General features: G+C 63.9%; 20 protein-coding genes. 11 read left to right on the top strand and 9 right to left on the bottom strand.

Going from position 1 to position 21,812, the window contains the following annotated elements; all coding sequences use genetic code 11:
* Positions 1-155 precede the first annotated feature (155 nt).
* Positions 156-1,037: an NAD(P)-dependent oxidoreductase gene (locus R3X27_RS14750; protein WP_317709638.1), complete on the bottom strand. Its 882-nt coding sequence runs from the start codon at positions 1,035-1,037 to the stop codon at positions 156-158.
* Between the two features lie 322 nt (positions 1,038-1,359).
* Between R3X27_RS14750 and R3X27_RS14745 the strand changes: the two genes are divergently transcribed.
* The gene (locus R3X27_RS14745) at positions 1,360-2,304 is read left to right on the top strand and encodes a hypothetical protein (protein ID WP_317709637.1); all 945 of its coding nucleotides are present in this window, start codon (positions 1,360-1,362) and stop codon (positions 2,302-2,304) included.
* Between the two features lie 60 nt (positions 2,305-2,364).
* Here the strand turns inward: R3X27_RS14745 and R3X27_RS14740 are convergent, their stop codons facing one another.
* Positions 2,365-3,849 carry an inorganic phosphate transporter gene (locus R3X27_RS14740; protein WP_317709636.1) on the bottom strand — a complete coding sequence of 495 codons (1,485 nt, stop codon included), beginning with the start codon at positions 3,847-3,849 and terminating at the stop codon, positions 2,365-2,367.
* A gap of 278 nt (positions 3,850-4,127) precedes the next feature.
* On the opposite strand from R3X27_RS14740, the gene R3X27_RS14735 reads away from it, so the two are divergent.
* Entirely contained in the window at positions 4,128-4,982 is an 855-nt protein-coding gene (locus R3X27_RS14735) for a CoA ester lyase (RefSeq protein WP_317709635.1), read from the top strand.
* Between the two features lie 117 nt (positions 4,983-5,099).
* On the opposite strand, the gene R3X27_RS14730 is transcribed toward R3X27_RS14735, so the two are convergent.
* On the bottom strand, positions 5,100-5,825 hold the full coding sequence (locus R3X27_RS14730; RefSeq protein ID WP_317709634.1) for an SDR family oxidoreductase: 726 nt from the start codon (positions 5,823-5,825) through the stop codon (positions 5,100-5,102).
* Between the two features lie 246 nt (positions 5,826-6,071).
* On the bottom strand, positions 6,072-7,571 hold the full coding sequence (locus tag R3X27_RS14725) for a CoA-acylating methylmalonate-semialdehyde dehydrogenase (protein ID WP_317709633.1): 1,500 nt from the start codon (positions 7,569-7,571) through the stop codon (positions 6,072-6,074).
* A gap of 103 nt (positions 7,572-7,674) precedes the next feature.
* Here R3X27_RS14725 and R3X27_RS14720 point away from each other — a divergent pair, with 103 nt between their 5' ends.
* The 3 genes from R3X27_RS14720 to coaD all read left to right on the top strand — a co-directional run bounded on the left by R3X27_RS14720 (position 7,675) and on the right by coaD (position 10,007).
* On the top strand, positions 7,675-8,619 hold the full coding sequence (locus R3X27_RS14720; protein WP_317709632.1) for a LysR family transcriptional regulator: 945 nt from the start codon (positions 7,675-7,677) through the stop codon (positions 8,617-8,619).
* Positions 8,620-8,638: 19 nt separating this feature from the next.
* A complete protein-coding gene (locus tag R3X27_RS14715; RefSeq protein WP_317709631.1) occupies positions 8,639-9,073 on the top strand; it encodes a CBS domain-containing protein in 435 nt (144 codons plus the stop codon).
* A 427-nt stretch (positions 9,074-9,500) separates the two neighbouring features.
* Positions 9,501-10,007: a pantetheine-phosphate adenylyltransferase gene (gene coaD, locus R3X27_RS14710; protein ID WP_317709630.1), complete on the top strand. Its 507-nt coding sequence runs from the start codon at positions 9,501-9,503 to the stop codon at positions 10,005-10,007.
* Between the two features lie 13 nt (positions 10,008-10,020).
* Here the strand turns inward: coaD and R3X27_RS14705 are convergent, their stop codons facing one another.
* Positions 10,021-10,161 carry a hypothetical protein gene (locus tag R3X27_RS14705; RefSeq protein WP_317709629.1) on the bottom strand — a complete coding sequence of 47 codons (141 nt, stop codon included), beginning with the start codon at positions 10,159-10,161 and terminating at the stop codon, positions 10,021-10,023.
* 147 nt (positions 10,162-10,308) lie between these two features.
* On the opposite strand from R3X27_RS14705, the gene R3X27_RS14700 reads away from it, so the two are divergent.
* On the top strand, positions 10,309-11,322 hold the full coding sequence (locus R3X27_RS14700; RefSeq protein WP_317709628.1) for a DUF808 domain-containing protein: 1,014 nt from the start codon (positions 10,309-10,311) through the stop codon (positions 11,320-11,322).
* A 137-nt stretch (positions 11,323-11,459) separates the two neighbouring features.
* On the opposite strand, the gene R3X27_RS14695 is transcribed toward R3X27_RS14700, so the two are convergent.
* Positions 11,460-12,428: a Gfo/Idh/MocA family oxidoreductase gene (locus R3X27_RS14695; protein ID WP_317709627.1), complete on the bottom strand. Its 969-nt coding sequence runs from the start codon at positions 12,426-12,428 to the stop codon at positions 11,460-11,462.
* A gap of 290 nt (positions 12,429-12,718) precedes the next feature.
* On the opposite strand from R3X27_RS14695, the gene R3X27_RS14690 reads away from it, so the two are divergent.
* The gene (locus tag R3X27_RS14690; RefSeq protein WP_317709626.1) at positions 12,719-14,572 is read left to right on the top strand and encodes a PHA/PHB synthase family protein; all 1,854 of its coding nucleotides are present in this window, start codon (positions 12,719-12,721) and stop codon (positions 14,570-14,572) included.
* A 161-nt stretch (positions 14,573-14,733) separates the two neighbouring features.
* Here the strand turns inward: R3X27_RS14690 and R3X27_RS14685 are convergent, their stop codons facing one another.
* On the bottom strand, positions 14,734-15,504 hold the full coding sequence (locus tag R3X27_RS14685) for an HpcH/HpaI aldolase family protein (RefSeq protein ID WP_317709625.1): 771 nt from the start codon (positions 15,502-15,504) through the stop codon (positions 14,734-14,736).
* Between the two features lie 132 nt (positions 15,505-15,636).
* Here R3X27_RS14685 and R3X27_RS14680 point away from each other — a divergent pair, with 132 nt between their 5' ends.
* A complete protein-coding gene (locus R3X27_RS14680) occupies positions 15,637-17,460 on the top strand; it encodes a M3 family oligoendopeptidase (RefSeq protein WP_317709624.1) in 1,824 nt (607 codons plus the stop codon).
* Positions 17,461-17,479: 19 nt separating this feature from the next.
* The gene (locus R3X27_RS14675) at positions 17,480-17,992 is read left to right on the top strand and encodes a GNAT family N-acetyltransferase (protein WP_317709623.1); all 513 of its coding nucleotides are present in this window, start codon (positions 17,480-17,482) and stop codon (positions 17,990-17,992) included.
* Positions 17,993-18,193: 201 nt separating this feature from the next.
* Here the strand turns inward: R3X27_RS14675 and gap are convergent, their stop codons facing one another.
* Both gap and R3X27_RS14665 read right to left on the bottom strand, forming a co-directional pair.
* Positions 18,194-19,195 (bottom strand): type I glyceraldehyde-3-phosphate dehydrogenase, encoded by a 1,002-nt coding sequence (gene gap, locus R3X27_RS14670; protein WP_317709622.1) that lies wholly within the window; start codon positions 19,193-19,195, stop codon positions 18,194-18,196.
* 673 nt (positions 19,196-19,868) lie between these two features.
* Positions 19,869-20,213 (bottom strand): phasin family protein, encoded by a 345-nt coding sequence (locus R3X27_RS14665; protein ID WP_317709621.1) that lies wholly within the window; start codon positions 20,211-20,213, stop codon positions 19,869-19,871.
* Between the two features lie 252 nt (positions 20,214-20,465).
* On the opposite strand from R3X27_RS14665, the gene R3X27_RS14660 reads away from it, so the two are divergent.
* On the top strand, positions 20,466-21,092 hold the full coding sequence (locus R3X27_RS14660; RefSeq protein WP_317709620.1) for a 50S ribosomal protein L25/general stress protein Ctc: 627 nt from the start codon (positions 20,466-20,468) through the stop codon (positions 21,090-21,092).
* 202 nt (positions 21,093-21,294) lie between these two features.
* Positions 21,295-21,783 carry a lytic transglycosylase domain-containing protein gene (locus tag R3X27_RS14655; RefSeq protein ID WP_317709619.1) on the top strand — a complete coding sequence of 163 codons (489 nt, stop codon included), beginning with the start codon at positions 21,295-21,297 and terminating at the stop codon, positions 21,781-21,783.
* The last annotated feature ends 29 nt before the right edge of the window (positions 21,784-21,812 follow it).

Genomic DNA, 21,812 nt, shown 5'->3' with positions numbered 1-21,812 from the left:
CCGGCGCCTTCGGTTTGATTCCGGGCCATAGAGCGCGACACACATTTCCCTACCGGCTCAAAACGAACTTCGGATTCCGGTCAACCCCTCGGGGTCCCGTTGAATGCAAACAGGACCGGGATATACCCGGCCCTGATCAGAGTCTGGTCGAACGATTACTTCTCGAGCTTGAGGAAGTAGTCGAAGATTTCCGGGACATTGCCGGCGCCCATCTCGGCAGCGACAGCGGCCTCGAGGTTATGCGAGGTGCCTTCGGCGATCTCGGCGCGGGTGCCCAGATCCTTGACCATTTCCAGGAAGTAGCCGAGGTCCTTGTTGGCATTGGCGATGGAGAAACCGAGGTCGCTCACGCCGTCCACGGCGTAGTTCTTGCAGAAACCCATGAAGGGCGAGTTGGACGGGCCGGTCGACATTATGTCGTAGAGCTGCTGGCGGTCGACGCCCGCCTTGGTGGCGACGGCGAAGGCCTGGGACATGGCGCAGACGGTGGTCATGCCCATGAAGTTGTTGATCAGCTTGGTGGTGTGACCAGCGCCCAGAGCGCCAAGATGGAAGACGTTCTCGCCTTGTTCGTCGAGCAACGGCTTGACCTTCGCGAAGGTTTCTTCATCGCCGGCGGCCATGATGTTCAGCAGGCCGTCCTTGGCATGGGCCGGGGTGCGGCCGAGCGGGGCGTCGATCATGCCAGCGCCCTTGGCGGCGAGGTCGGCGCCGATCTTGCGGGTGGAGGCGGGGATCGAGGTGCCGAAATCGATCAGCACGGAGCCTTCCTTGATGCCGGCGAGGATGCCGTTATCGCCATAGACGATCTTCTCGACCACGGCAGAGGTGGTCAGGCAGAGCATCACGATATCGGCGGCTTCGGCCAGCTCCTTGCCCGACGCGGCTTCCCGGGCATTGCCACGCTCAAGAACGGTCGCAACGGCGTCCTTGTTGAGATCCATGACGACAAGGTCGTACCCTCGTTTCTGAAGGTTTTCGACCATGTTGCCGCCCATGAGGCCGAGGCCGATGAAACCGATGACGGGTTTGGACATATCCGACTCCTGAAGGAATTATTGTTTGGTTGAGGCTCATATAGCAAATATTTACAAATTTTCCAGAGCAAGATTCGACCTTTGGCGGCTTTGTCACAGATAGTTTCCGCGTGGGCGTGATCTCCAGCTCGTCTGGCCTTCTGTGACAGCGTTGACCCGTGCGGTGCTTCGCGCGAAACGAGGGCTGGTCCAACCTGACGGCAACCCCGGTCGAAAACCGGTCCGGTCGAGCTTTCTGGCGGTGCGTGGCCATGATATTCCCCGGACCCGGATCCAAAGACAGCCGGGCGTCGGTCTTCGCGCCGCAAGGGAAAGAAAGCTGATGAGCGAGTCATATCCTCCCATCGAGATCTGGCGGGCAGCTGTCGTCGAGCTGTTGGCGGATGCGTTGCCGCCCGAGCAGGGGCAGGGGCGCGCGGGCTGGAACGACATGGCCGTCACGGCCTGGCAATTTGGCTGCATGGCGCTGGCGGCGCTCGGGGTGGCGGAGAGACGGCCCTGGGGCGCGGAGCGGAGCGCGCAGGCGCGGGGTCCGGACCCGGCGCCGCGTTGGGACGATATCTGTTGCGTGGTGCTGTCCGTTCTCGGGCAGACCGGGGCGCTGGAATGTCTGGGTCCGGATGGGACGCTTGTCCACGACCCACGATGGGATATCGACCGCCAAGCTCTGCGGAAAGAGTCGGGGGAACCGCCAGAGCCGACTATCGCGGCGGCACATGGATGCGGCGCGGCGCATGGGTCGGCGGCAGCGGTGCGGCTGCTGGACCGTCTCGGGCTTGTCGATGGCGGCCAGTGGAGCGAGGCCGCAGAGCCGATCTTCTGGCGGCGCCAGCCAAAGGGCTGGGGGATGGCACCGAAAGCCGATCCGCGATTCGCCGAAGCGCTGGAGGTCTGCGCCTGGACCTTGCCGGAGGAACTGGCGGACGAGATCGAGCAGCAGGTTGATGTCTCCGAGGCCGATGTCGACGCGGCGATGGACCGGCATCTGAAAGCGCAGGCGGAGCTGATCCGCGATTATCCCGCGCAAAGACGGTTCCAGCAGAAGCCCAGCCTTGAGGGGATGCGGCGTTCGGAAATCTTCAAGCGCACGCGACGGCTGGACAATCTTTTCTTCGAGGGCTGGCGGCTCTCCGATGGCTGGCTGACGGACACGCAACTTCCAGCGGCGCTGACCATTTTCCACGATCCGCTGGCGATGCAGATGCGGGAGGCGCTTGTCCGACGGCTCTTTCCGACATCGGATCTCGGGCGGCCGCCGCCCGGGTGACGCTGTCTTTTGCCGGCCCGCTCCGGCGTCCCGGGCCCGCTGTTTTGACGGATCGTTCGGTTAGCCTGTCACCAAACGAATTCCGAAGAACAGTAGCGCGGAGAGTGCTGCGGCGGCTGGCACGGTGATGATCCAGGCGGCAGCAATGGTCATCGCATGTGTCCTGCGGACCAGTTTGCGCTGGCGCCGTTCGCTCGGGGTGTGAAACGGACGATCCGGCACGGATTGGCGGGCACGGACAAGCCGCCGTTCGGCATACCATTCGCGGAAGAAGCCGACCCCGAAGATCCCGCCAACAGCGATATGGGTCGAGCTGACCGGCAGGCCCAGCCAGCTTGCGACGATGACGGTGATGGCTGCGGAGAGGGCGACGCAGAAGGCCCGCATCGGGTTGAGCTTGGTGATCTCGCTGCCGACCATGCGGATGAGCTTCGGTCCGAACAGGAACAACCCGAAGGAGATCCCGAAGGCGCCGATCATCATGACCCAGAAGGGGATACTGATGGCGGAGGTGAAATCGCCCGTCGAGCTGGCACTGACGATGGCCGCCAGCGGTCCGACCGCATTGGCGACGTCATTCGCGCCATGGGCAAAGCTGAGGAACGCGGCGGAGACGATAAGCGGAATCGAAAACAGGGTCTTGAGCGACCTGTTGCGGTTTTCCAGCCCCTTGGCCTGCTTGCGGATCACCGGGATCAGGATCAGCCAGATGGCGATGCCGATCACCAGGCCGGCGCCGAGCGCGGTGCTGAAATCGATCTTCACGATCTTCTTCAAGCCCTTTACCGCCAGGTAGGCAGAGAAGGCGCCGGCCATGATTCCGACGAGAACCGGCACCCATTTTCGGGCGGCGGCAATCTTGTCCGGCTGGTAGATGATGCGTTCCTTGATGAACCAGAGGAAGGCAGCGGCGATCACCCCGCCCAGCAGCGGGGAGATGACCCAGCTTGCGGCAATGGCGGCCATGGTCCCCCAGTTGACGGCGTTGAAGCCCGCCGCCGCGATTCCCGCGCCCATGACGCCGCCGACCACCGAATGCGTGGTCGAGACCGGCGCCCCGACCCAGGTCGCGATATTGACCCAGAGCGCGGCGGAGAACAGCGCGGCCATCATGGCCTGTATGAAGATATCGGCCGATTGCGTGGACTCGGGCGAGACGATCCCCTTGGCCACCGTCGATACGACGTCACCACCCGCTATAAGTGCGCCCGCGCTTTCGAAGATGATGGCGATCGCGATGGCGCCACCCATGGTCAGTACATTCGCGCCGACAGCCGGTCCCATATTGTTGGCAACGTCATTGGCGCCGATATTCACCGCCATATAGGCACCGATCGCCGCTGCGAGCACGATAACCAGGGCGCCGTTCGATCCATCGACAAGGAAGGCGGCGAAGAGGCCGGCGAGCAGGATGAACGCTGCGGCCAGCGCCGGAGCGGCCATCGGCCGGGCGACGAACGCGTTGGCGGCCTCGAGGCTGGAGAGGCGATCGAGATCCCGGTCCAGGGTCTCCAGATGCCGAGGTTCGAAATTCTTGTCCGACACGTTTTGTCCCCTGTGTCCTGTCTTTCGGGGGCCTCAATACAGATCCGACTGTGGCCGCGGAACCGTTTTGTAACGGCAATGTGACGCAGTCGCGTGACCCGTTCGGGAGGGGGGCCGTCGCCGACGCCGGGCTGTCCGATGGGCGCGGACGGCCTGCCGCGTCACAGCGTCCCCTTTCCGGCCATCCCGCGGGGCGGATAGGCCGGAGCCACCGGCAGGGACGGGGGCGTGTCCCGAGCGGCCTGTCGCGGCAGCAAATGCAAGGGAAACCAGAGCCAATGGCAGATAGAAATCAGCGTCCGCGACGGTCCTTTATCTTCACGCCGGGTCTGCGACCGGACATGTATCCCAAGGCGCTCGCCTCGGGCGCGGATATCGTCTGCGTCGAGCTTGAGGACGGGATTGCGCCGAAGGACAAGGCAGAGGCGCGCCTGAAGGCGCTTGCCCTGTTCGAGACCACACCGGCCGAGGACGGCGTGGAACGGGTCCTTCGGATCAACTCGATGCGGGAACGGTTCGGGATCGAGGATGTCCACGCGATCCTGGCCACCGACACGCCGCCACCGGCGCTGATGATGCCAAAGGTGCGCACGCCGGACGAGGTGGTCCTGCTGGACCAGCTCCTGGGAGAACGCGGGCACTCAACGCGGCTGCACGTGATCATCGAGACCAATGCCGGGCTGGAGGCCGCGGCGGAGATCGCGCGCTGCTCTGCCCGGGTCGATGCACTGTTCTTTGGTGGGGTGGACATGGCGGCGGAGCTGCGCTGCCGCAACGCCTGGGAGCCGCTGCTTTATGCGCGCTCCCGCGTGGTACATGCCGCTGCGTCCGCCGGGCTGGATGCGATCGACGTGCCTTTCCTCGACCTCGACGATCCTGACGGGATGCGTGTCGCGGCCGAGCAGGCGCGCGAGTTGGGCTTTGCTGGCAAGGGGGCTGTTCATCCAAGGCAGATCGCGGCGCTGAACGCTGTGTTCACGCCCTCGGAGACGGAGATTGCCCGCGCCCGCCGCATCGTCACTGCCTTCGAGGCTGCGGATACGGGGTTGGTGGTGATCGACGGCAAGCTGATCGAGAAGCCGGTGCTGCGTGACATGTACCGTATCCTGGCCATCGCTGACCGGATGGGGTGATGGTGCGACGGCGAGCGCTGAAGGGCCCGGCGCAAGACTAGGCCGCCGTGCCAGCGCCGGAGCGTTTTGCGGTCGCAGCGAATGACGGCATTGTCCGCATGGATGACCTTGCTGTGCTCAGCAGGCCCGCAAGCCGCCATCCACCGGGATCGACAACCCGTTCATCATCCCGGACTCGTCGCTCAGCAGGAAGGCGATCAGGCCGGAGATGTCGTCGGTTTCGGCAAAGCGTCCCATCGGGATGCGCGCAAGCATCGGTCCGGATTTCTCCGGCGCGCTCCAGGCCTCGACAGCCAGCTCGGTCATGGTCACGGTCGGGTTGATGCTGTTCACGCGGATTCCGTGCTGTCCCAGCTCGTTGGCCATCACGCGTGTCATTGCGTCCAGCGCGCCCTTGGACGCGCAATAGGCGACATGGTCGGCCCAGCCGAAGAAGGCCGACATCGAGGAGACATTGACCACCGATCCGCCGCCGCCCGCCGCGATCCGAGCCTTCGCGTATTCCTGGGTCACGATCAGGGCCGCGCGGGCGTTGATCGCCATGAGCGCGTCGAAATCCTCGGGGCGGGCGTCCAGAACGCTGCCCAGGATGCTGGTGCCGGCGCAATTGACCAGCAGATCGGCGGGCAGGGCGGCGCGGGTCGCTTCCCGCGCGGCCCCGGCATCGGAGAGGTCGGCCACATGCGAGCTGCCGCCAATCTCCGAGCGCAGGCTGTCGAGATCCGCCGCCGTGCGGGCGATGCCAGCGATCTCCGCGCCCTCGCTAGCGAGCCGAATGGCAAGCTCGCGCCCGATCCCCTTGCCAGCCCCGGTAATGATGATCCTCTTGCCGCTGAACCGCATGCGTTGTTCCTCCCGTGCAATCTGGCGATGCGGCCTGTCGCGCATCGCAACCGGGTTTGATCCCGTGCTGCGGCAAACCTTGCCGCTTCGGGAGGGAGTCACAAGTGGGACAGGCAGTCGCGGAGGTTGCCGCTGAACGCTGGAAGACAGGGCCTATACTGGCGGGACCCGAATGCGAGTGGGGGTCCCGAGAACGGAAACGGGCGCCCAAATGGGCGCCCGTCTCTCGATCCATGTCCTGCGCGATCAGTCCATCGCCTGGAAGTTCAGGGCTGCCCCTTCCTTGATGCCAGAGGGCCAGCGCGCCGTGACGGTCTTGGTACGGGTGTAGAACTTGAACCCGTCCGTGCCATGCTGGTTAAGGTCGCCGAAGCCGGATTTCTTCCAGCCGCCGAAGGTGTGATAGGCCAGCGGCACCGGGATCGGGACGTTGATGCCGACCATGCCGATATTGATCCGGGACGCGAAATCGCGGGCCGTGTCGCCGTCGCGGGTGAAGATCGCGGTGCCGTTGCCATACTCGTGATCCATGGCAAGGCCGATGGCCTCTTCATAGGTGTCGGCGCGGACGGTGGACAGGACCGGGCCGAAAATTTCGGTGGTGTAGATATCCATGTCCTTGGTCACGCGGTCGAAGAGATGCGGACCGACGAAGAAGCCCTCCTCGTAGCCCTGAAGCGAGAAATCACGGCCGTCGATGACCAGCTCGGCGCCCTGGTCGATGCCAGTCTGCACGAGACGCTCCACGTTTGCCTTGGCGGCGGCGGTGACCAGCGGGCCGTAATCGACATCGTCGCCGGCGGTGTAGGGGCCGACCTTGAGCGCTTCAACGCGCGGCTTGAGCGCGGCGATCAGGCGGTCAGCGGTCTCCTCGCCGACCGGAACGGCCACGGAGATCGCCATGCAGCGTTCGCCCGCAGCGCCGTAGCCTGCGCCGACCAGCGCATCGGCGGCCTGTTCCATATCGGCATCCGGCATGATGATCATGTGGTTCTTGGCGCCGCCGAAACACTGCACGCGCTTGCCGTTGGCACAGCCGCGCTCGTAGATATAGGCCGCGATCGGCGTCGAGCCGACAAAGCCGACCGCCTGGACGGTCTCGTTGTCGAGGATCGCGTCCACCGCTTCCTTGTCGCCATTGATGACCTGGAAACAGCCATCCGGCAGGCCGGCTTCCTTGAAGATCTCGGCCAGCATCAGCGGAACGGAGGGGGCGCGCTCGGAGGGCTTGAGGATGAAGGCGTTGCCCGAGGCCAGCGCCGGGCCAGCTTTCCACAGCGGGATCATGGCCGGGAAGTTGAACGGCGTGATGCCGCAAACGACGCCAAGCGGCTGGCGCATGGAATACATGTCGATGCCGGGGCCGGCGCCGTCCGTGTAATCGCCCTTGAGCAAATGCGGCGCGCCGATGCAGAACTCGATGACCTCGAGGCCGCGCTGTACGTCGCCCTTGGCGTCCGGGAAGGTCTTGCCATGCTCGCGGGACAGGGCTTCGGCGAGCTTGTCCATGTCGCGGTTGAGAAGTTCCACGACCTTCATCATCACGCGGGCGCGGCGCTGCGGGTTGGTCGCGCCCCATTTGGGCTGGGCAGCGGCGGCGCGAGCGACAATGTCATCGACCTCGGCCTTGGAGGCCAGGGCGAGCTTGGCTTGCACTTCGCCGGTGGCGGGGTTGAAGACATCGGCCGTGCGGCCGGAAGAGCCGGCAACGCGCGCGCCGTCGACATAGTGACCAAGGTGTTCCATGCGTTCCTCCACTGAACATTTTTCGGCACAATAGCCTTGCAGAGATGCCGGGAGAAGCGGCAGATTGCCAAAAAGGTTTTGCATTTTTGCAAAGGGTGGCCGGATGGGACCGAGCTGGGACGATCTGAAAGTATTTCTCGCGGTGGCGCGGCAGGGCAGCCTCTCGGCGGCGGGCGCGGCGCTGAAGCTGGATCCGGCAACGGCGGGCCGCCGTGTGGCGCGGCTGGAGGAGGCGCTCGGGACGGCGCTCTTTCTCAAGTCTCCGCAGGGTTATGCGCTGACCGGGGCCGGAGAGCGGCTGATGCCGCACGCGGAAGCTGCCGAACAGGCAATGACCCATGGCGAGGACGCTGTGCGCGGGCAGGGGGACCGGCTTTCGGGCGTGGTGCGGCTCGGGGCACCGGATGGCTGCGCCAATTACCTGCTGCCACAGGTTCTGGCCGGGATCGTGTCGGCGCATCCGGGGCTGGAAGTGCAGCTCGTGGCGCTGCCGAGGGTCTTCAATCTCAACCGGCGGGAGGCGGATATGGCCATCGGCGTTTCGGCGCCGGAGGCGGGGCGACTGACGGTTCAGAAGATCGTGGACTACCAGCTCGTGCTGGCAGCGTCGCGCCGCTACCTCGCCAAGGTGCCGTCGATCCGGTCCCTCGCGGATCTGCGCGGGCATCCGATGATCGGCTATATTCCGGAGATGATTTTCGACAAGGAGCTGGATTATCTCGGCGATCTCGGGGTCGAGCGGCCGGCGCTGGCGAGCAATTCGGTGGCGGTGCAATACAACATGGCGCGGCAGGGGGCGGGGGTGGCCGTGGCGCATGATTTCGCACTGCCGGGCGATGCGGAGATGGAGCGGGTCCTGTCGGGGGAGTTCGCGCTGACGCGCAGTTTCTACCTGATCCGGCACGCGGATGACGCGCGGGTCCGGCGGCTCTCGGGCTTCGCCGAATTGCTGGTCGCGGGGATGCGGCGACAGATGGCGTCTGTCCGAGAGGCATTGACAGAAGGCGTCGGCTCGGGGGACGCTGGATCAAGGAACCAAAAGGTATGACCGGGGAGGACACCGCGTAATGATTGTTCAGCAGATTTTGAAGTCGAAGGGGACCGAGGGCGTGATTACCGTGGCTCTTGGAACCAGTGTCGAGGCGGCCGCGGCGGTTCTGTCCGAGAAGCGGATCGGCTCGGTCGTTATTTCGAGCGATGGATCGGATTGTGCGGGTATCCTGTCAGAGCGCGATATCGTGCGCGAGCTGGGCAAACGCGGTCCGGGCTGCATGGCCGATACGGTCGACGACATGATGACGAAAGTGATCGAAACCTGCACTCAGAGCGATGATGCCGAGGCTGTTCTGGAGCGGATGACGGAAGGCCGTTTCCGGCATATGCCGGTGATTTCGGAGGGCACGATGATCGGGATCATCACCCTGGGCGACGTGGTCAAGGCGCGGTTGAGCGAGCTGGCCATGGAAAAAGACGCGCTTGAAGGGATGATCATGGGGCATTGAGGTGGCGCGGGGCGGCCGGCTGTCCGGATTCCGGGAGCATGGCGCACCGACGCCTGATCGCTGCGGTTTTTCTTGTCCATGTCCGATGAAGGTCCGGGCGTCTCGCTGATCTCGACAGAGTACCAGTCCGCCGGGAGGGGCAGACGCCCGCCCGGCGGAGTTTTCCGTTCCATGGAGCGCAACGCAATCGGCAGCCAATGGCTCAAAAACGCCGAGACAGGACGCTCTGGCAAATTGGCAAGCTGGCCCGCTCCATGGCCGAGCGCCTCTGCCCGGGGCGAGGCTCCGGCACAGAAGGTCGCGGTCTTATCCCCAAGAATAATATGGATTGCTGCAATGCGGCATGCTAAGGCGGCGAAACAGAGTCGGAAAGCCCATATCCAGCCCGGGGGAGCGGCAGGACGCGGGGCGGAGGAGATCAGGTATCATGGCGACACGCGTCGGGCTTTATCCGGGAACTTTCGATCCGGTCACGCTGGGCCATCTCGACATCATCCGTCGCGCCACGGTGCTGGTCGACCGGCTGGTGATCGGCGTGGCGATCAACCGGGACAAGGGGCCGCTTTTCAGCCTCGAGGAGCGGGTGGCGATGATCGAGGCCGAATGCGCCAAGATCTCCGCGGAAACGGGCTGCGAGATACTCGTGCATCCTTTCGAGAACCTGCTTATCGACTGCGCCCGCGATGTCGGCGCCGGCATGATCGTTCGCGGTTTGCGCGCGGTGGCTGATTTCGAATACGAGTTCCAGATGGTCGGGATGAACCGCCGCCTGGACGCCTCCATCGAGACGGTCTTCCTCATGGCGGAGGCGCAGCATCAGGCGATTGCCTCCAAGCTGGTCAAGGAGATCGCGCGGCTGGGTGGCAATGTTTCGAAATTCGTCACGCCCGATGTCCGCATTGCCCTTCAGGACACGCTTGGCACCGACTGCTGACCGAGGCCGCGCCTCAGCGCCAGAAGGCGATCCAGTGGATCAGGTCGACGAATTTGCGCGCAAGGAACATGTGCGCCTCCCAGCCCATCACAAGATCCAGTGCGATCAACGCCGCGATGATGATGGCCAGGATGGACCAGCTTCGGTTGCTCATGAACGCACTTGTGACAGCAAAGGGTTGATGGAGCTTTAGCGGGCACTTGGGGCGAGCGCAAATGAGCGTGTTGGTGCGTGATGGCTTGGCGTTATGGCGCAGGGGCTCTAGGCTGATCGCGAATTGTATTTCCGGGATGAGAACAAGATGAGTGGATTGCTGGCCCTGCTGGACGATGTGGCTGCCCTTGCGAAGGTTGCAGCGGCATCGGTGGATGACATTGCGGGGCAGGCCGCGAAGACGACGGCGAAGGTCGCGGGCGGCGTGATCGACGACGCGCTCAAGGCCGGGACCAAGGCGGCGGGCGCGGTGATCGACGACGCGGCGGTGACGCCAAAATACACGATGGGTTTCTCGGCCGAGCGCGAACTGCCGATTGTCGGGCGCATCGCCTGGGGATCGATCCGCAACAAGATGCTCATCCTGCTCCCGGCAGCCCTGCTGCTGAGCACCTTCGCGCCCTGGGCGATTGCGCCGCTGCTGATGCTGGGCGGCGGCTATCTCTGTTTCGAGGGCGCGGAGAAGATCCTGCACTGGCTTGTGCCGCATGACGAGGCGCATGGCCCCAAAGGCGAGCCGAAGGATCCGGCGCATCTTGAGGAAAGCCGTGTCGCCGGGGCGATCAAGACCGATTTCATCCTCTCGGCGGAGATCATGACCATTGCCCTTTCGGCGATCCCGGATTCGGGGTTCTGGACCGAGGCGATGACGCTGGCGCTGGTCGCGGTCGGGATCACGGCGCTGGTCTATGGCTCGGTGGCGCTGATCGTGAAGGCGGATGATATCGGGCTGGCCATGGCCGAGAAGGGCCGGCTCGGCCTGACGCGCTCCATCGGGCGTGGCATCGTGCGCGGCATGCCGGGCTTCATGAAGCTGCTGACAATTGTCGGGACGGGGGCGATGCTCTGGGTCGGCGGGTCCATCATCGTGCACGGGCTTGAAGTGTTGGGCTTCGGTGCGCTCGGCCACGGAATCCATGATATCGCCCACGCTGTGGCCCATTCAGTCCCCGAAAACTGGACGGGTTTCGTCGCTTGGACGGTCACGGCCCTGCTGGACGGCATCCTCGGCCTGGTGCTGGGGATCGTACTCGTTCCGATCGCAACGAAGGTAATCGCGCCGGTGATTGGCTTGTTCACGGGCCAGAAAGCCCAGCACTAGGCGACCTTCGGAGGGCGTATGTACCGGCACTACGAGCGCCGAGCGCCACCATGACCTGCCGGTTCTTCCGAAACACAACGCCTCCTGCCCGTCATCCGCGGTCGGGAGGCGTCCCTGTCTCGCGTGCGCCTCTTCCGTCAGGGCGCCGGATCGGCCGCGAAGATCATGTCCATCGCCGCCTGTGTCCCCCGGCTGAACTCCAGCGGGCAGGGATAGGGCGCGCCGCTGCGCAGGCTGTCGCCGAAGGCCTGCACTTGCAGCACGTAGTGATTGAGGCCCGGCCAGCGTTCGATCACCGTTTCCACTCCCGCGCGTTCGATCTCCAGCCGCGCTTCGCCGTGGACATTGGCATTGAACGGGTAGCAGAGTCGGATCAGCCCCTCTTCCCCGTGAAACAGCATCTCCTGATGCGGTGCCAAACGGGTCGAAACCAGCATGTTCATGTTGAAGGTGGGGAAGCGCAGATAGCTGCGCGACAGCGTGTCGAACCCGTCCTGCCAGGTGATGTCCGCCTCGACCGAGATCGGCTCCTCTCCGGTGGCAAACCGGGCCGTGCCCAAGGTGTAGACCCCGATATCGCGCAGCGCTCCGCCGCCGGTCGCGGCTTGATTGCGGATGTTGTTCACGTCGCGATTGTTGAAGGAAAAGGCTCCATAGACCTGCTTCAGATCCCCGATCGCACCCTCTTGCAGCAGGGTCCGCGTGCGCTGCCATTGCGGGTGATGGACGACCATATAGGCTTCCGCGGCCAGCAGGCCCGCCGCGTCGCGCGCCGCGATCAGCGTGTCGAATTCCGGCTCAGTCAGGGTGATGGGCTTCTCGCACAGCACCGGCTTGCCTGCGGCGAGCGCCTTCAGCGTCCACTCGACATGAAGGTGATTGGGCAGCGGGATATAGACCGCATCGATTTCCGGATCTACCAGCAATGCGTCGTAATCGGTATGGATGCGCAACCCGGGAAACAGCGCCTGGAACTCCGCCGCCTTTTCTGCCGAGCCAGTTGCCAGCGCGGCCAGCTGCGCACCGCGCGCCGAATGGATCGCCGGCCCCATATGCTCGCGGGCGAATTTCGACGCCCCCAGGATGCCCCACCGGATAATCTTCATGCCGTCCCTCCTTTGCGTCCCGAAACGTCCACGCTGCGCGGCGTCGACGCCGGCACTGTCTGCTTCCTTCCCGTCCTTGTCAAAGCGCAGGGCGATGCCGCAATGCGGCATCAGGGCTTTGTTAACCAAATCATGATCTCGTCGCCACGATGCCGATATGCGGTGTTGCGCTAACGGTGAAGGATGGTCGCAGTTACTTTCCCGCGATATGAAGCGATATAACGGATGCCGCATTGCAGCGCTGAACGCCATTGCAGCGCAGCATCCGGCCAGAACGCCACGAGGTACCCATGACGAGCAGTTCCACCGCCAAGACCCGCAGTGCCGCCAAACCCGCAGCCGCTTCACCGGCACCCGTATCGGCACCGACGCCGGCCCCAGCCGCGCCGGTTCCGGCAGCGAAACCGACGGCCCCGGCCATGGCCGCGCCGCAGGCCGCCAAGCGCCGCTTCAAGAATATCGACCGGTCGATCCGCGCCAAGAACGCGCAGATGACAAATGGCGTTTCCGTCAACGCCTCCCATGCCGCGTGGATGGATTGGGCCAAGCATATCTCCCAGGCGCCCGGCCGCCAGCAGGAGCTGACCGAGAAAGCGGTGGAGAACGCGCGCAAATTCTGGCTCGGTTCGATGGGGCTCTCGGACGGGTTCGCTCCGCGCAAGGGCGATCACCGGTTTACCCATGAGGGCTGGAACACGCCGCCCTACAACATGTGGAAACAGGGCTATCTGGCGATGGAGGACTGGTGGAACACCGCAACCTCCGAGGTGCGTGGGATGCGCCACAAGTCCTGCGAGCGCGTCGCTTTCCAGACCCAGCAGATGCTGGACGCGATGGCGCCGTCCAATTTTCCGCTGACCAACCCGGAAGTGATGTCGAAGACGCTGGAAACCGGGGGCGAGAACATTGCCGCCGGGACGCGCAGCTTCTTTGAAGATGCGGTGCGGGAAATCTCCGGCGAGAAGGAACCGATGCCGGAAGCGTTCCAGGTCGGTGAGAACATTGCCTGCACGCCGGGCGAGGTGATCTATCGCAACCACCTGATCGAGCTGATCCAGTACACGCCCACGACCGAGAAGGTGCATGCCGAGCCGATCCTGATCGTGCCGGCATGGATCATGAAATATTACATCCTCGATCTCTCCCAGAAGAACTCGCTGATCCGTTACCTGGTCTCGCAGGGCTACACGGTGTTCTGCATTTCCTGGGTCAACCCGGATGCCTCCTACGCCAATGTCGGCCTGGATGATTACCGCAAGGACGGCGTGATGGCCGCGCTGGAGGCGGTGACGAGCGTTGTGCCGGACCAGAAGGTGCATGCCTGCGGCTATTGCCTCGGCGGCACGATCCTCTCCATCGCCGCCGCGACCATGGCCGGTGCGGATGACGAGCGCCTTGCCTCCGTGACCCTGCTGGCCGCGCAGACGGATTTCACCGAAGCCGGCGAGGTGATGATGTTCCTCGACGAGAGCCAGATCGCCTATCTCGAGGACATGATGTGGGATCAGGGCTATCTCGACCAGGACCAGATGGCCGGCGCGTTCCAGGCGCTTCGGGCCGAAGACCTGATCTGGGCCCGCGCGATCAAGCGCTACCTGCTCGGCGAGCAGGAGAAGCCCTTCGACATCTCCGCCTGGAACGCGGATTCGACGCGTATGCCGTACAAGATGCACTCGGAATACCTGCGCGCGCTCTTCCTCGAAAACCGGCTTTCGGGCGGGCGCTACGCGGTGGATGGCAAGGTGATCGCCCTGCGCGACATCGAGGCGCCCTTCTTCGTCGTCGGCACCGAGAAGGACCACATTGCGCCGTGGAAATCGGTCTACAAGATCGGGCTGTTCAACGAGACCGAGCAGGTCTTCGTGCTGACCTCCGGCGGGCATAATTCCGGCATTCTCAGCCAGCCGGGCCATCCCCGTCGCCACTACCGGATCGGCCATCGTGATGCCGATTACCATTATATGGACCCCGATTCCTGGCTCGCCAATCACGAGATCACCCAGGGATCCTGGTGGGAGGAATGGGCCAGTTTCCTGTCCGACAAGAGCTCTGGCGAGATGGTCGATCCGCCTCGGATGGGTGCGCCCGAAAAAGGCTACCGTCCTCTCTGCGCCGCGCCCGGGATCTACATTCAACAACAGTGACCCGGCTGGTTCGAAACGGCGCGGCACCAGGGTGAATTCGCCGGTCCAATGCCAGCCCGCTCCGGCGGGCTGGCATTTTCGGGACGCACGCGTTGTTCTGCCGGGAGGCAGCTTGAGGCTATCGCGGACGGTGCGCGTGCCGGTACAGGGTCATCGCACCATCAATCGTCGCGCAATGCGTGCAGGGTTTCCCCCGCCGCCCGCGCTCCGGCCAGCATCCAGCCATGCTCCGAACCGGTGAAGAAGATATGCACCCCGTCGCCACGCCGCGCCGCGCCGTGCTCCGCCGAAGGAATCCAGGTCGCATATCCCTTGCCGGCATTGCGACAGGCCGCGCCGACGCGGGCATAGCCTTCCGCAAGATCCGGATTGTCGAGCGTGTCATGGCCATAGGCAACGCTCAGATCCGCCGGACCGACAAATAGCGCATCCACGCCCTCGACGGCCGCGATCTCGGCAACGGCCTCGACCCCCGAGGGCTCCTCGATCTGCGCGATCAGAAGCGTCTCCTGTGCCGATTTCTCCAGCAGATCCCGCATCGGCCGTGACGCGTAGCCACCCCAGCGGGTCGAGCCGGCATAGCCACGCCCGCCCTGTCCGAACCGCGCGGCCCGAGAAACCTCCCGGGCCTTCTCCACGCTGTCCACATGCGGCACGACAAGCCCGACCGCGCCTGAATCCAGCGCTGCGAGCATCACATCCGGCCGCCCCGAGGGCACCCGCACCAGCAGCGGAAAGCCGAGGGCACGGCCCATCGCGAGGCAGCAATCCATCCGCGCCCGGTCGAAGGGGGCATGCTCCGCGTCGAGGCAAATGAAGTCCAGCCCCGACCGGGCCAGCACTTCGATCAACTCGTAGGCAGGGGTCTTCAGGAATGTCCCGGCCAGGATTTCCCCGGCTAGCACGCGCTGGCGCAAAGATGAAACGGACATGGCGCCTCCTTTGCGCGCAGCCTGCCCCTATCTTGCGGCGGGCGCAATGGCCTGTGGGCGCAATGGAGATTTCGGTTGAACCCGGAAGCGTTCCCCCCTTTATTCACCGGACAGCCGCCCCATGAGGATCCGATGCATAAGAGCTTTCCCGCCCCCGTCTTTGACGCCGACCTCTCCGCCGCAGGTGATTTCGGAGAGCTGCCAGACTGGGACCTGACCGATCTCTACACCGCCCCCGATGCGCCCGAACTCAAGCGCGACATGGATTGGCTCGAAGCCGCCTGCCTCTCCTTTGCCGAGGATTACGAGGGCAAGCTGGCCGATCTGGACGCAAAGGGACTGCTCGATTGCGTGCTGCGCTACGAGAAGATCGACACCATCTCCGGCCGCGTCATGTCCTTTGCCGGGCTGCGCTACTATCAGAACACGACCGATGGCGAGCGGGCGCAATTCCTTGGCAATTGCCAGGAGAGGATCACCAATTTCACCACGCCGCTGGTCTTCTACACGCTGGAGCTGAACCGGCTGGACGATGATCATCTCGACCGGCTGATGAACGAGAACGACGACCTCTTCCGCTTCAAGCCGGTCTTTGACCGCCTGCGCGCGATGAAGCCTTTCCAGCTCTCCGATGAGCTGGAAAAGTTCCTCCACGACCAGTCGACCGTTGGCGCGGCCGCCTGGAACCGGCTCTTCGACGAGACAATGGCCGGGCTCGAATTCGAGGTCGAGGGCGAAACCCACAACCTCGAGTCGACTCTGAATTTCCTGACCGAGCAAGAGCGCGCAAAGCGCGAGGGCGCCGCCCGCGAGCTGGCGAATGTCTTCGGCCAGAACGTCAAGCTCTTCGCCCGCGTCCACAACACGCTGGCCAAGGAGAAGGAGATCGAGGACCGTTGGCGCGGCATGCCGACCCCGCAAACGGGTCGCCACCTTGCCAACCATGTCGAACCGGAAGTGGTCGAGGCGCTGCGCAATGCCGTGGTCAACGCCTATCCGCGGCTCAGCCATCGTTATTACGACCTGAAGCGCAAATGGCTCGGGCTGGACATTCTCGAGGTCTGGGATCGCAACGCGCCACTGCCGATGGAGGATAAGCGGACTGTCTCATGGGACGAGGCGAAAGACACGGTGCTCGGCGCCTATTCCGGCTTCTCGCCGCGCATGGCCGAGATCGCCGAGCCTTTCTTCACCAAGGGCTGGATCGATGCGGGCGTGAAGCCCGGCAAGGCGCCCGGCGCTTTCGCCCATCCGACGGTGGTCGATGTGCACCCCTATGTCATGCTGAACTATCTCGGCAAACCGCGTGACGTGATGACGCTCGCGCATGAGCTTGGCCATGGCGTGCACCAGGTGCTGGCGGCCGGACAGGGCGAGCTGCTCTCGGCGACGCCGCTCACCCTGGCGGAGACGGCGAGTGTGTTCGGCGAGATGCTGACCTTCCGCAAGCTGCTCGACGACACCAAGGATGACGCGCAGCGCAAGGTGCTGCTGGCGGGCAAGGTCGAGGACATGATCAACACGGTCGTCCGCCAGATCGCCTTCTACGATTTCGAATGCAAGCTGCACGAGGCGCGCCGGCATGGCGAACTGACATCGGAGGATATCAACGCGCTCTGGATGTCGGTGCAGGGCGAGAGCCTCGGCCCGGCCTTCAACTTCATGGAAGGCTACGAGACCTTCTGGTCCTATATCCCGCATTTCGTGCATTCGCCCTTCTATGTCTATGCCTATGCCTTCGGTGACGGCCTCGTGAACGCGCTCTACGCCGTCTATGAGGAGGGCGATCCGGGCTTCCAGGAGAAGTATTTCGACATGCTCCGGGCGGGCGGGTCCAAGCACCACAAGGAGCTGCTGGCGCCCTTCGGCCTAGACGCGAGCGACCCGAAATTCTGGGACAAGGGCCTCAGCATGATCTCCGGATTCATCGACCAGCTGGAGGCGATGGAGGGCTGATCCCCTGCCGCGAATGCGCATGAAGATCACGCTGGAACCGTTGGACAAGGCGGAGATTGCGCGGGTGATGCATCTCGAACTGGGCGCCGACCAGCTCGAATTCGTTGGCCAGATCGCGGATATGGCGACATGGGATGACCCGAGGGAGGATTTTCACATCGTTCTGCGGGACGGCGTGGTCGTCGGCTTTTTCAAGCTCGATCGCGGTTACCCGGATAGCTACCCTTTTGCGGACGCGTCGGAGCTTGGCATTCGCGGCGTGCTGATCGATCGGAAGTGCCAGGGACAGGGGATCGGCGCGGCCGCGATGGCGGCGATTCCGGCTTATGCGGCGGCGCGCTACCCGGAGGCATCCGGGCTTGTCCTGACGGTCAATTGCAATAACCCGGCCGCGCAAAAAACTTACGAGAAGGCGGGGTTCCGGCTTTCTGAAGAGCTCTATCTCGGCGGACGTGCTGGGCCCCAGTTCATACTGCGCTATCCCCTCGCGGGCGAGCGGGGCCAAGGCCGGGAGACGCCAGTCGCCCTCTGATCGCGGGTGCGTGCGCAGCGGGGCGGGGTCCGGGCGGGCCTGGCCTGCCTGCGTCAGCACCAGCGAGAGGGGCCCTTGTCACGCCGGGTTCAACGAAAAAGGCCCGCCGAAAGGCGGGCCTTTTCTGTCCGGGCAGGGTGACCCCGTGTCCGGACCTCTTGCTTGAGTGCGGTCGGGCAGGGCGCCCGACCGCGAGGGAAATCAGATCATCGAGCCCATCTTGACGGCCGTGTCGGCCATACGGCAGGAGAAGCCCCACTCGTTGTCGTACCAGGACAGGACCGAGCACAGGGTGCCGTCCATGACCTTGGTCTGATCCATGTGGAAGATCGACGAATGGCTGTCATGGTTGAAGTCGATGGAGACGTTCTTGACCGTTGTGTAGCCCAGAACACCCTTCATCGGGCCATCGGCAGCGGCCTTGACGGCAGCGTTGATCTCTTCAACCGAAGTACCGCGTTTGGCGATGAACTTGAGGTCCACAACCGAGACATTCGGCGTCGGCACGCGGATGGCGAAGCCGTCGAGCTTGCCGGCCAGGTCGGGCAGCACCAGGCCAACGGCCTTGGCAGCACCGGTCGAGGTCGGGATCATCGACAGCGCAGCAGCGCGGCCGCGATACAGATCGCTATGCAGCGTGTCCAGCGTCGGCTGGTCGCCGGTATAGGAGTGGATCGTGGTCATCATGCCTTTTTCGATGCCGATGGCGTCGTCGATCGCCTTGGCAAACGGGGACAGGCAGTTCGTGGTGCAGGACGCGTTGGACACGACGGTGTCTTCGGCGGTCAGAACGTCGTCGTTCACACCGTAGACGATGGTCTTGTCGGCGCCAGCGCCGGGAGCGGAGATCAGAACGCGCTTGGAGCCGTTCTCAAGGTGCATCGCGGCTTTTTCACGGGCGGTGAAGATGCCGGTACATTCCAGCGCGATATCGACGCCTTCCCAGGGCAGTTCCTTGGGGTCGCGGAGCGCGGTTACCTTGATGGGGCCGGTGCCGACATCAATGGTGTCTTCGGTCGTCGTCACGGTGCCGGGGAAGCGGCCATGCACGGAGTCGAAGCGGATGAGGTGGGCATTGGTCTCGACCGGACCCAGATCGTTGATTGCAACGACTTCGATATCGTCGCGGCCATTCTCCACGATGGCGCGGAGCACGTTCCGTCCGATGCGGCCGAAACCGTTGATGGCAACTTTCACTGTCATGGTCATTTCCTCATGTCTGAGCAGATTCATCACGGCGCCCACGGGCAGACCGGTGCGCCGAAATGTTATGGTCCAAGGTCCCTGTCAAAAGGTTCGGGCCCTTGGGCGTTGTCATACTCAGATAGGCGTGATTGTCACCATTCAAATACCGCTAACGGGTCGGACGAGAATGCATATCGACCTCAGCGGGCGTGTTTTGACGGGCGTGATGGGACGGCGGCTGCCCGCTGGCATGTCCGCAAGGAGCGGCGTCTTCCCCAATTTTTTTTGCGTTTGCAGAACACGTCACTTCTTCCAAATATCCATGTTTTAAAGGGCTTTGGGGGTGTCGCGGTCGTCCGCTTGCTGCAATGCGGTGCAAGGCGGCGCTTTTGGCTTTTGTCCCGTGAATGCGGAAAAACTGCCCGAAAAGCCGGCGGCGCGGGGTGTTTTCGCCTAGGGTAGCGGTATCACTGGCGTCAATCTGCCACGCCCCCCCTGGTTCTTCGAAATGCCGCGCAACGCCTGCGGCAAAGCGTGAAGGCGCGTTGCTGGCGATCAAGGGGGCTGGAGAAAACAATCCGCCGCTCCGCCATGCAGGCGAAGCGGCGGTCGGGCCGGAAATCCCCGGCCCCACGCGAAAGCCGCCCCTGGCGGGTCCTCCCCGACTATTCGCGCCTACCTTGCGATCCTGTCAGCTGCCGGTGCGTCCGGTGACCGCATCATATGCGTCGCGGTTCATCTGGACGAGTTTGCCCGTTTCGGCGCTGTACTGGTCGAAGGCATTCTTGAGAAACCGGCCCTGCACTTCCTGCATCTCGGCCGGGTCGCGGCATTGCATCAGTTCGGTTTGGAACTCGACATCCTGGCGCAGACGATCGGTGACGAACCGCGTGACTTCCGCGTTGATCGTCGCGATCTGTCGGAACCAGACCGGGTTGGCCCAAGACCAGGCACCCAGCCCGGCGGCCTGCCAGTCTTCGAACAGTGAGGTCATACGCTCGCGTGCCGCCTCTGCGGCCTGTCCGGCGTCATTCATGGCAAGTCTCCCCCCTTGCGACCGATTCGTTGGATCGGCACAGGCAGCATTACCCTGGGTCATCGAGCTGTCGTTGACCTTGATCAAACCGACCGGCGTGGACAGATGCCGGGTGAGCGGGGGTGCCTGCGGCGATTGCGGTCGCAAAGGCACGGTTTTCCCTTTTCAAGCGAGCAAAACCGGCCTATAGCGCCAGCTTCAATTCAACCGGGCATACACCCTTGGAGGATGCCCACATATCAGGAGATACCAATGGCTGGTGAGATTCCGAATCTTAATGCCACGGTTCGCGCGGGGACAGGCAAGGGGGCCGCTCGCCAAGCTCGTCGTGACGGGCTTGTACCGGGTGTGGTCTATGGCGGTGGTGCAGACCCCGTTGCGGTCAACCTTCCCTTCAACGAGCTGATGAAGCGCCTCAAGGCGGGCCGCTTCCTGTCGACGCTCTTCAACCTGCAGGTCGAAGGTCAGGAAGACGTTCGCGTCATCTGCCGTGGCGTGCAGCGCGATGTCGTGAAGGACCTGCCGACCCATGTCGATTTCATGCGTCTGCGCCGGACCTCGAAGGTCAAGCTCTTCATTCCCGTCGAGTTCGTCGACGAGAAGGACAGCCCCGGCATCAAGAAGGGCGGCGTTCTGACGGTCGTGCGTCCGGAAATCGAGCTGGTGGTGACCGCTGGCGATATCCCCGAGAAGGTGGAGATTTCGCTGGACGGGCTCGACCTGAACGATCACATCTCGATCTCCATGGTCAAGCTGCCGGAAGGCGCCAAGCCCACCATCGATCGCGACTTCAACATTGCCTCCATCTCGGCCCCGTCGGGTCTGAGTGCCGGTGGTGCCGAAGACGAAGAGGACGAAGAAGAGGGCGTCGAGGAGTAATCCTTCCTCATCTGACGATGTCATTCGAAAGGGCGTGCCGGTCGGCGCGCCCTTTTTCCATGGGTCGGTGGGTGGCGACATGGCTGCTCGGTCGATCACAGGGAGCCCCGGGGGGAATGAAGCGCCTTTGCGCCGACCCGCCGAGTTAGGAATTGCGCCTCCGGCCGCTTCGCGTCAGGCTGATCGCAATCCCGGAGGTGCCATGTCTGTCTTGCCAGTGAACGTCGTTCTCTTCCTCGCGCTCGGCCTGCTGACCGCTTGCGGCACGGGGTCGAACGCGCCCTCCGGCGCGGATCGTGCTGCTTATGCCTCCTATGATGTCCCTCTGCACCCGAACGAGACCCCCGAACTCCGGCTGCTGATCAACCGTTATGCCGCGCTCTATGAGGTTCCGCCCGCGCTGGTGCACCGGGTGGTGATCCGCGAGAGCACGCATACCCCGGCCGCCCGCAACGGGCCCTATTACGGGCTGATGCAGATCCTGCCCCAGACAGCCCGCACGATGGGACATCGCGGTCCGCCCAGCGAATTGCTGATCGCCGAGGTCAACCTGAAATACGCGGTGAAGTATTTGCGTGGCGCCTGGTTGCTCTCCGATGGCAGCTTCGACCGCGCCGTCTACTGGTATTCCCGCGGCTATTACTACGAGGCCAAGCGGCGCGGAATGCTGGAGGAGACCGGGCTGCGCTGAGCCGGGCTGCGCTGAGCCGGGCTGCCCGG

Source organism: Tropicimonas sp. TH_r6 (genome assembly GCF_033101155.1).
GTDB lineage: Bacteria > Pseudomonadota > Alphaproteobacteria > Rhodobacterales > Rhodobacteraceae > Tropicimonas.
This window is presented reverse-complemented; position numbering and strand designations above follow the sequence as displayed.

Excerpts from the sequence above, each read along its gene's own strand:
- R3X27_RS14750 (WP_317709638.1), bottom strand. The coding sequence starts at position 1,037 with ATGTCCAAACCCGTCATCGGTTTCATCGGCCTCGGCCTCATGGGCGGC.
- R3X27_RS14745 (WP_317709637.1), top strand. The coding sequence starts at position 1,360 with ATGAGCGAGTCATATCCTCCCATCGAGATCTGGCGGGCAGCTGTCGTC.
- R3X27_RS14735 (WP_317709635.1), top strand. The coding sequence starts at position 4,128 with ATGGCAGATAGAAATCAGCGTCCGCGACGGTCCTTTATCTTCACGCCG.
- R3X27_RS14730 (WP_317709634.1), bottom strand. The coding sequence starts at position 5,825 with ATGCGGTTCAGCGGCAAGAGGATCATCATTACCGGGGCTGGCAAGGGG.
- R3X27_RS14725 (WP_317709633.1), bottom strand. The coding sequence starts at position 7,571 with ATGGAACACCTTGGTCACTATGTCGACGGCGCGCGCGTTGCCGGCTCT.
- R3X27_RS14720 (WP_317709632.1), top strand. The coding sequence starts at position 7,675 with ATGGGACCGAGCTGGGACGATCTGAAAGTATTTCTCGCGGTGGCGCGG.
- R3X27_RS14715 (WP_317709631.1), top strand. The coding sequence starts at position 8,639 with ATGATTGTTCAGCAGATTTTGAAGTCGAAGGGGACCGAGGGCGTGATT.
- coaD (WP_317709630.1), top strand. The coding sequence starts at position 9,501 with ATGGCGACACGCGTCGGGCTTTATCCGGGAACTTTCGATCCGGTCACG.
- R3X27_RS14705 (WP_317709629.1), bottom strand. The coding sequence starts at position 10,161 with ATGAGCAACCGAAGCTGGTCCATCCTGGCCATCATCATCGCGGCGTTG.
- R3X27_RS14700 (WP_317709628.1), top strand. The coding sequence starts at position 10,309 with ATGAGTGGATTGCTGGCCCTGCTGGACGATGTGGCTGCCCTTGCGAAG.
- R3X27_RS14695 (WP_317709627.1), bottom strand. The coding sequence starts at position 12,428 with ATGAAGATTATCCGGTGGGGCATCCTGGGGGCGTCGAAATTCGCCCGC.
- R3X27_RS14690 (WP_317709626.1), top strand. The coding sequence starts at position 12,719 with ATGACGAGCAGTTCCACCGCCAAGACCCGCAGTGCCGCCAAACCCGCA.
- R3X27_RS14685 (WP_317709625.1), bottom strand. The coding sequence starts at position 15,504 with ATGTCCGTTTCATCTTTGCGCCAGCGCGTGCTAGCCGGGGAAATCCTG.
- R3X27_RS14680 (WP_317709624.1), top strand. The coding sequence starts at position 15,637 with ATGCATAAGAGCTTTCCCGCCCCCGTCTTTGACGCCGACCTCTCCGCC.
- R3X27_RS14675 (WP_317709623.1), top strand. The coding sequence starts at position 17,480 with ATGAAGATCACGCTGGAACCGTTGGACAAGGCGGAGATTGCGCGGGTG.
- gap (WP_317709622.1), bottom strand. The coding sequence starts at position 19,195 with ATGACAGTGAAAGTTGCCATCAACGGTTTCGGCCGCATCGGACGGAAC.
- R3X27_RS14665 (WP_317709621.1), bottom strand. The coding sequence starts at position 20,213 with ATGAATGACGCCGGACAGGCCGCAGAGGCGGCACGCGAGCGTATGACC.
- R3X27_RS14660 (WP_317709620.1), top strand. The coding sequence starts at position 20,466 with ATGGCTGGTGAGATTCCGAATCTTAATGCCACGGTTCGCGCGGGGACA.
- R3X27_RS14655 (WP_317709619.1), top strand. The coding sequence starts at position 21,295 with ATGTCTGTCTTGCCAGTGAACGTCGTTCTCTTCCTCGCGCTCGGCCTG.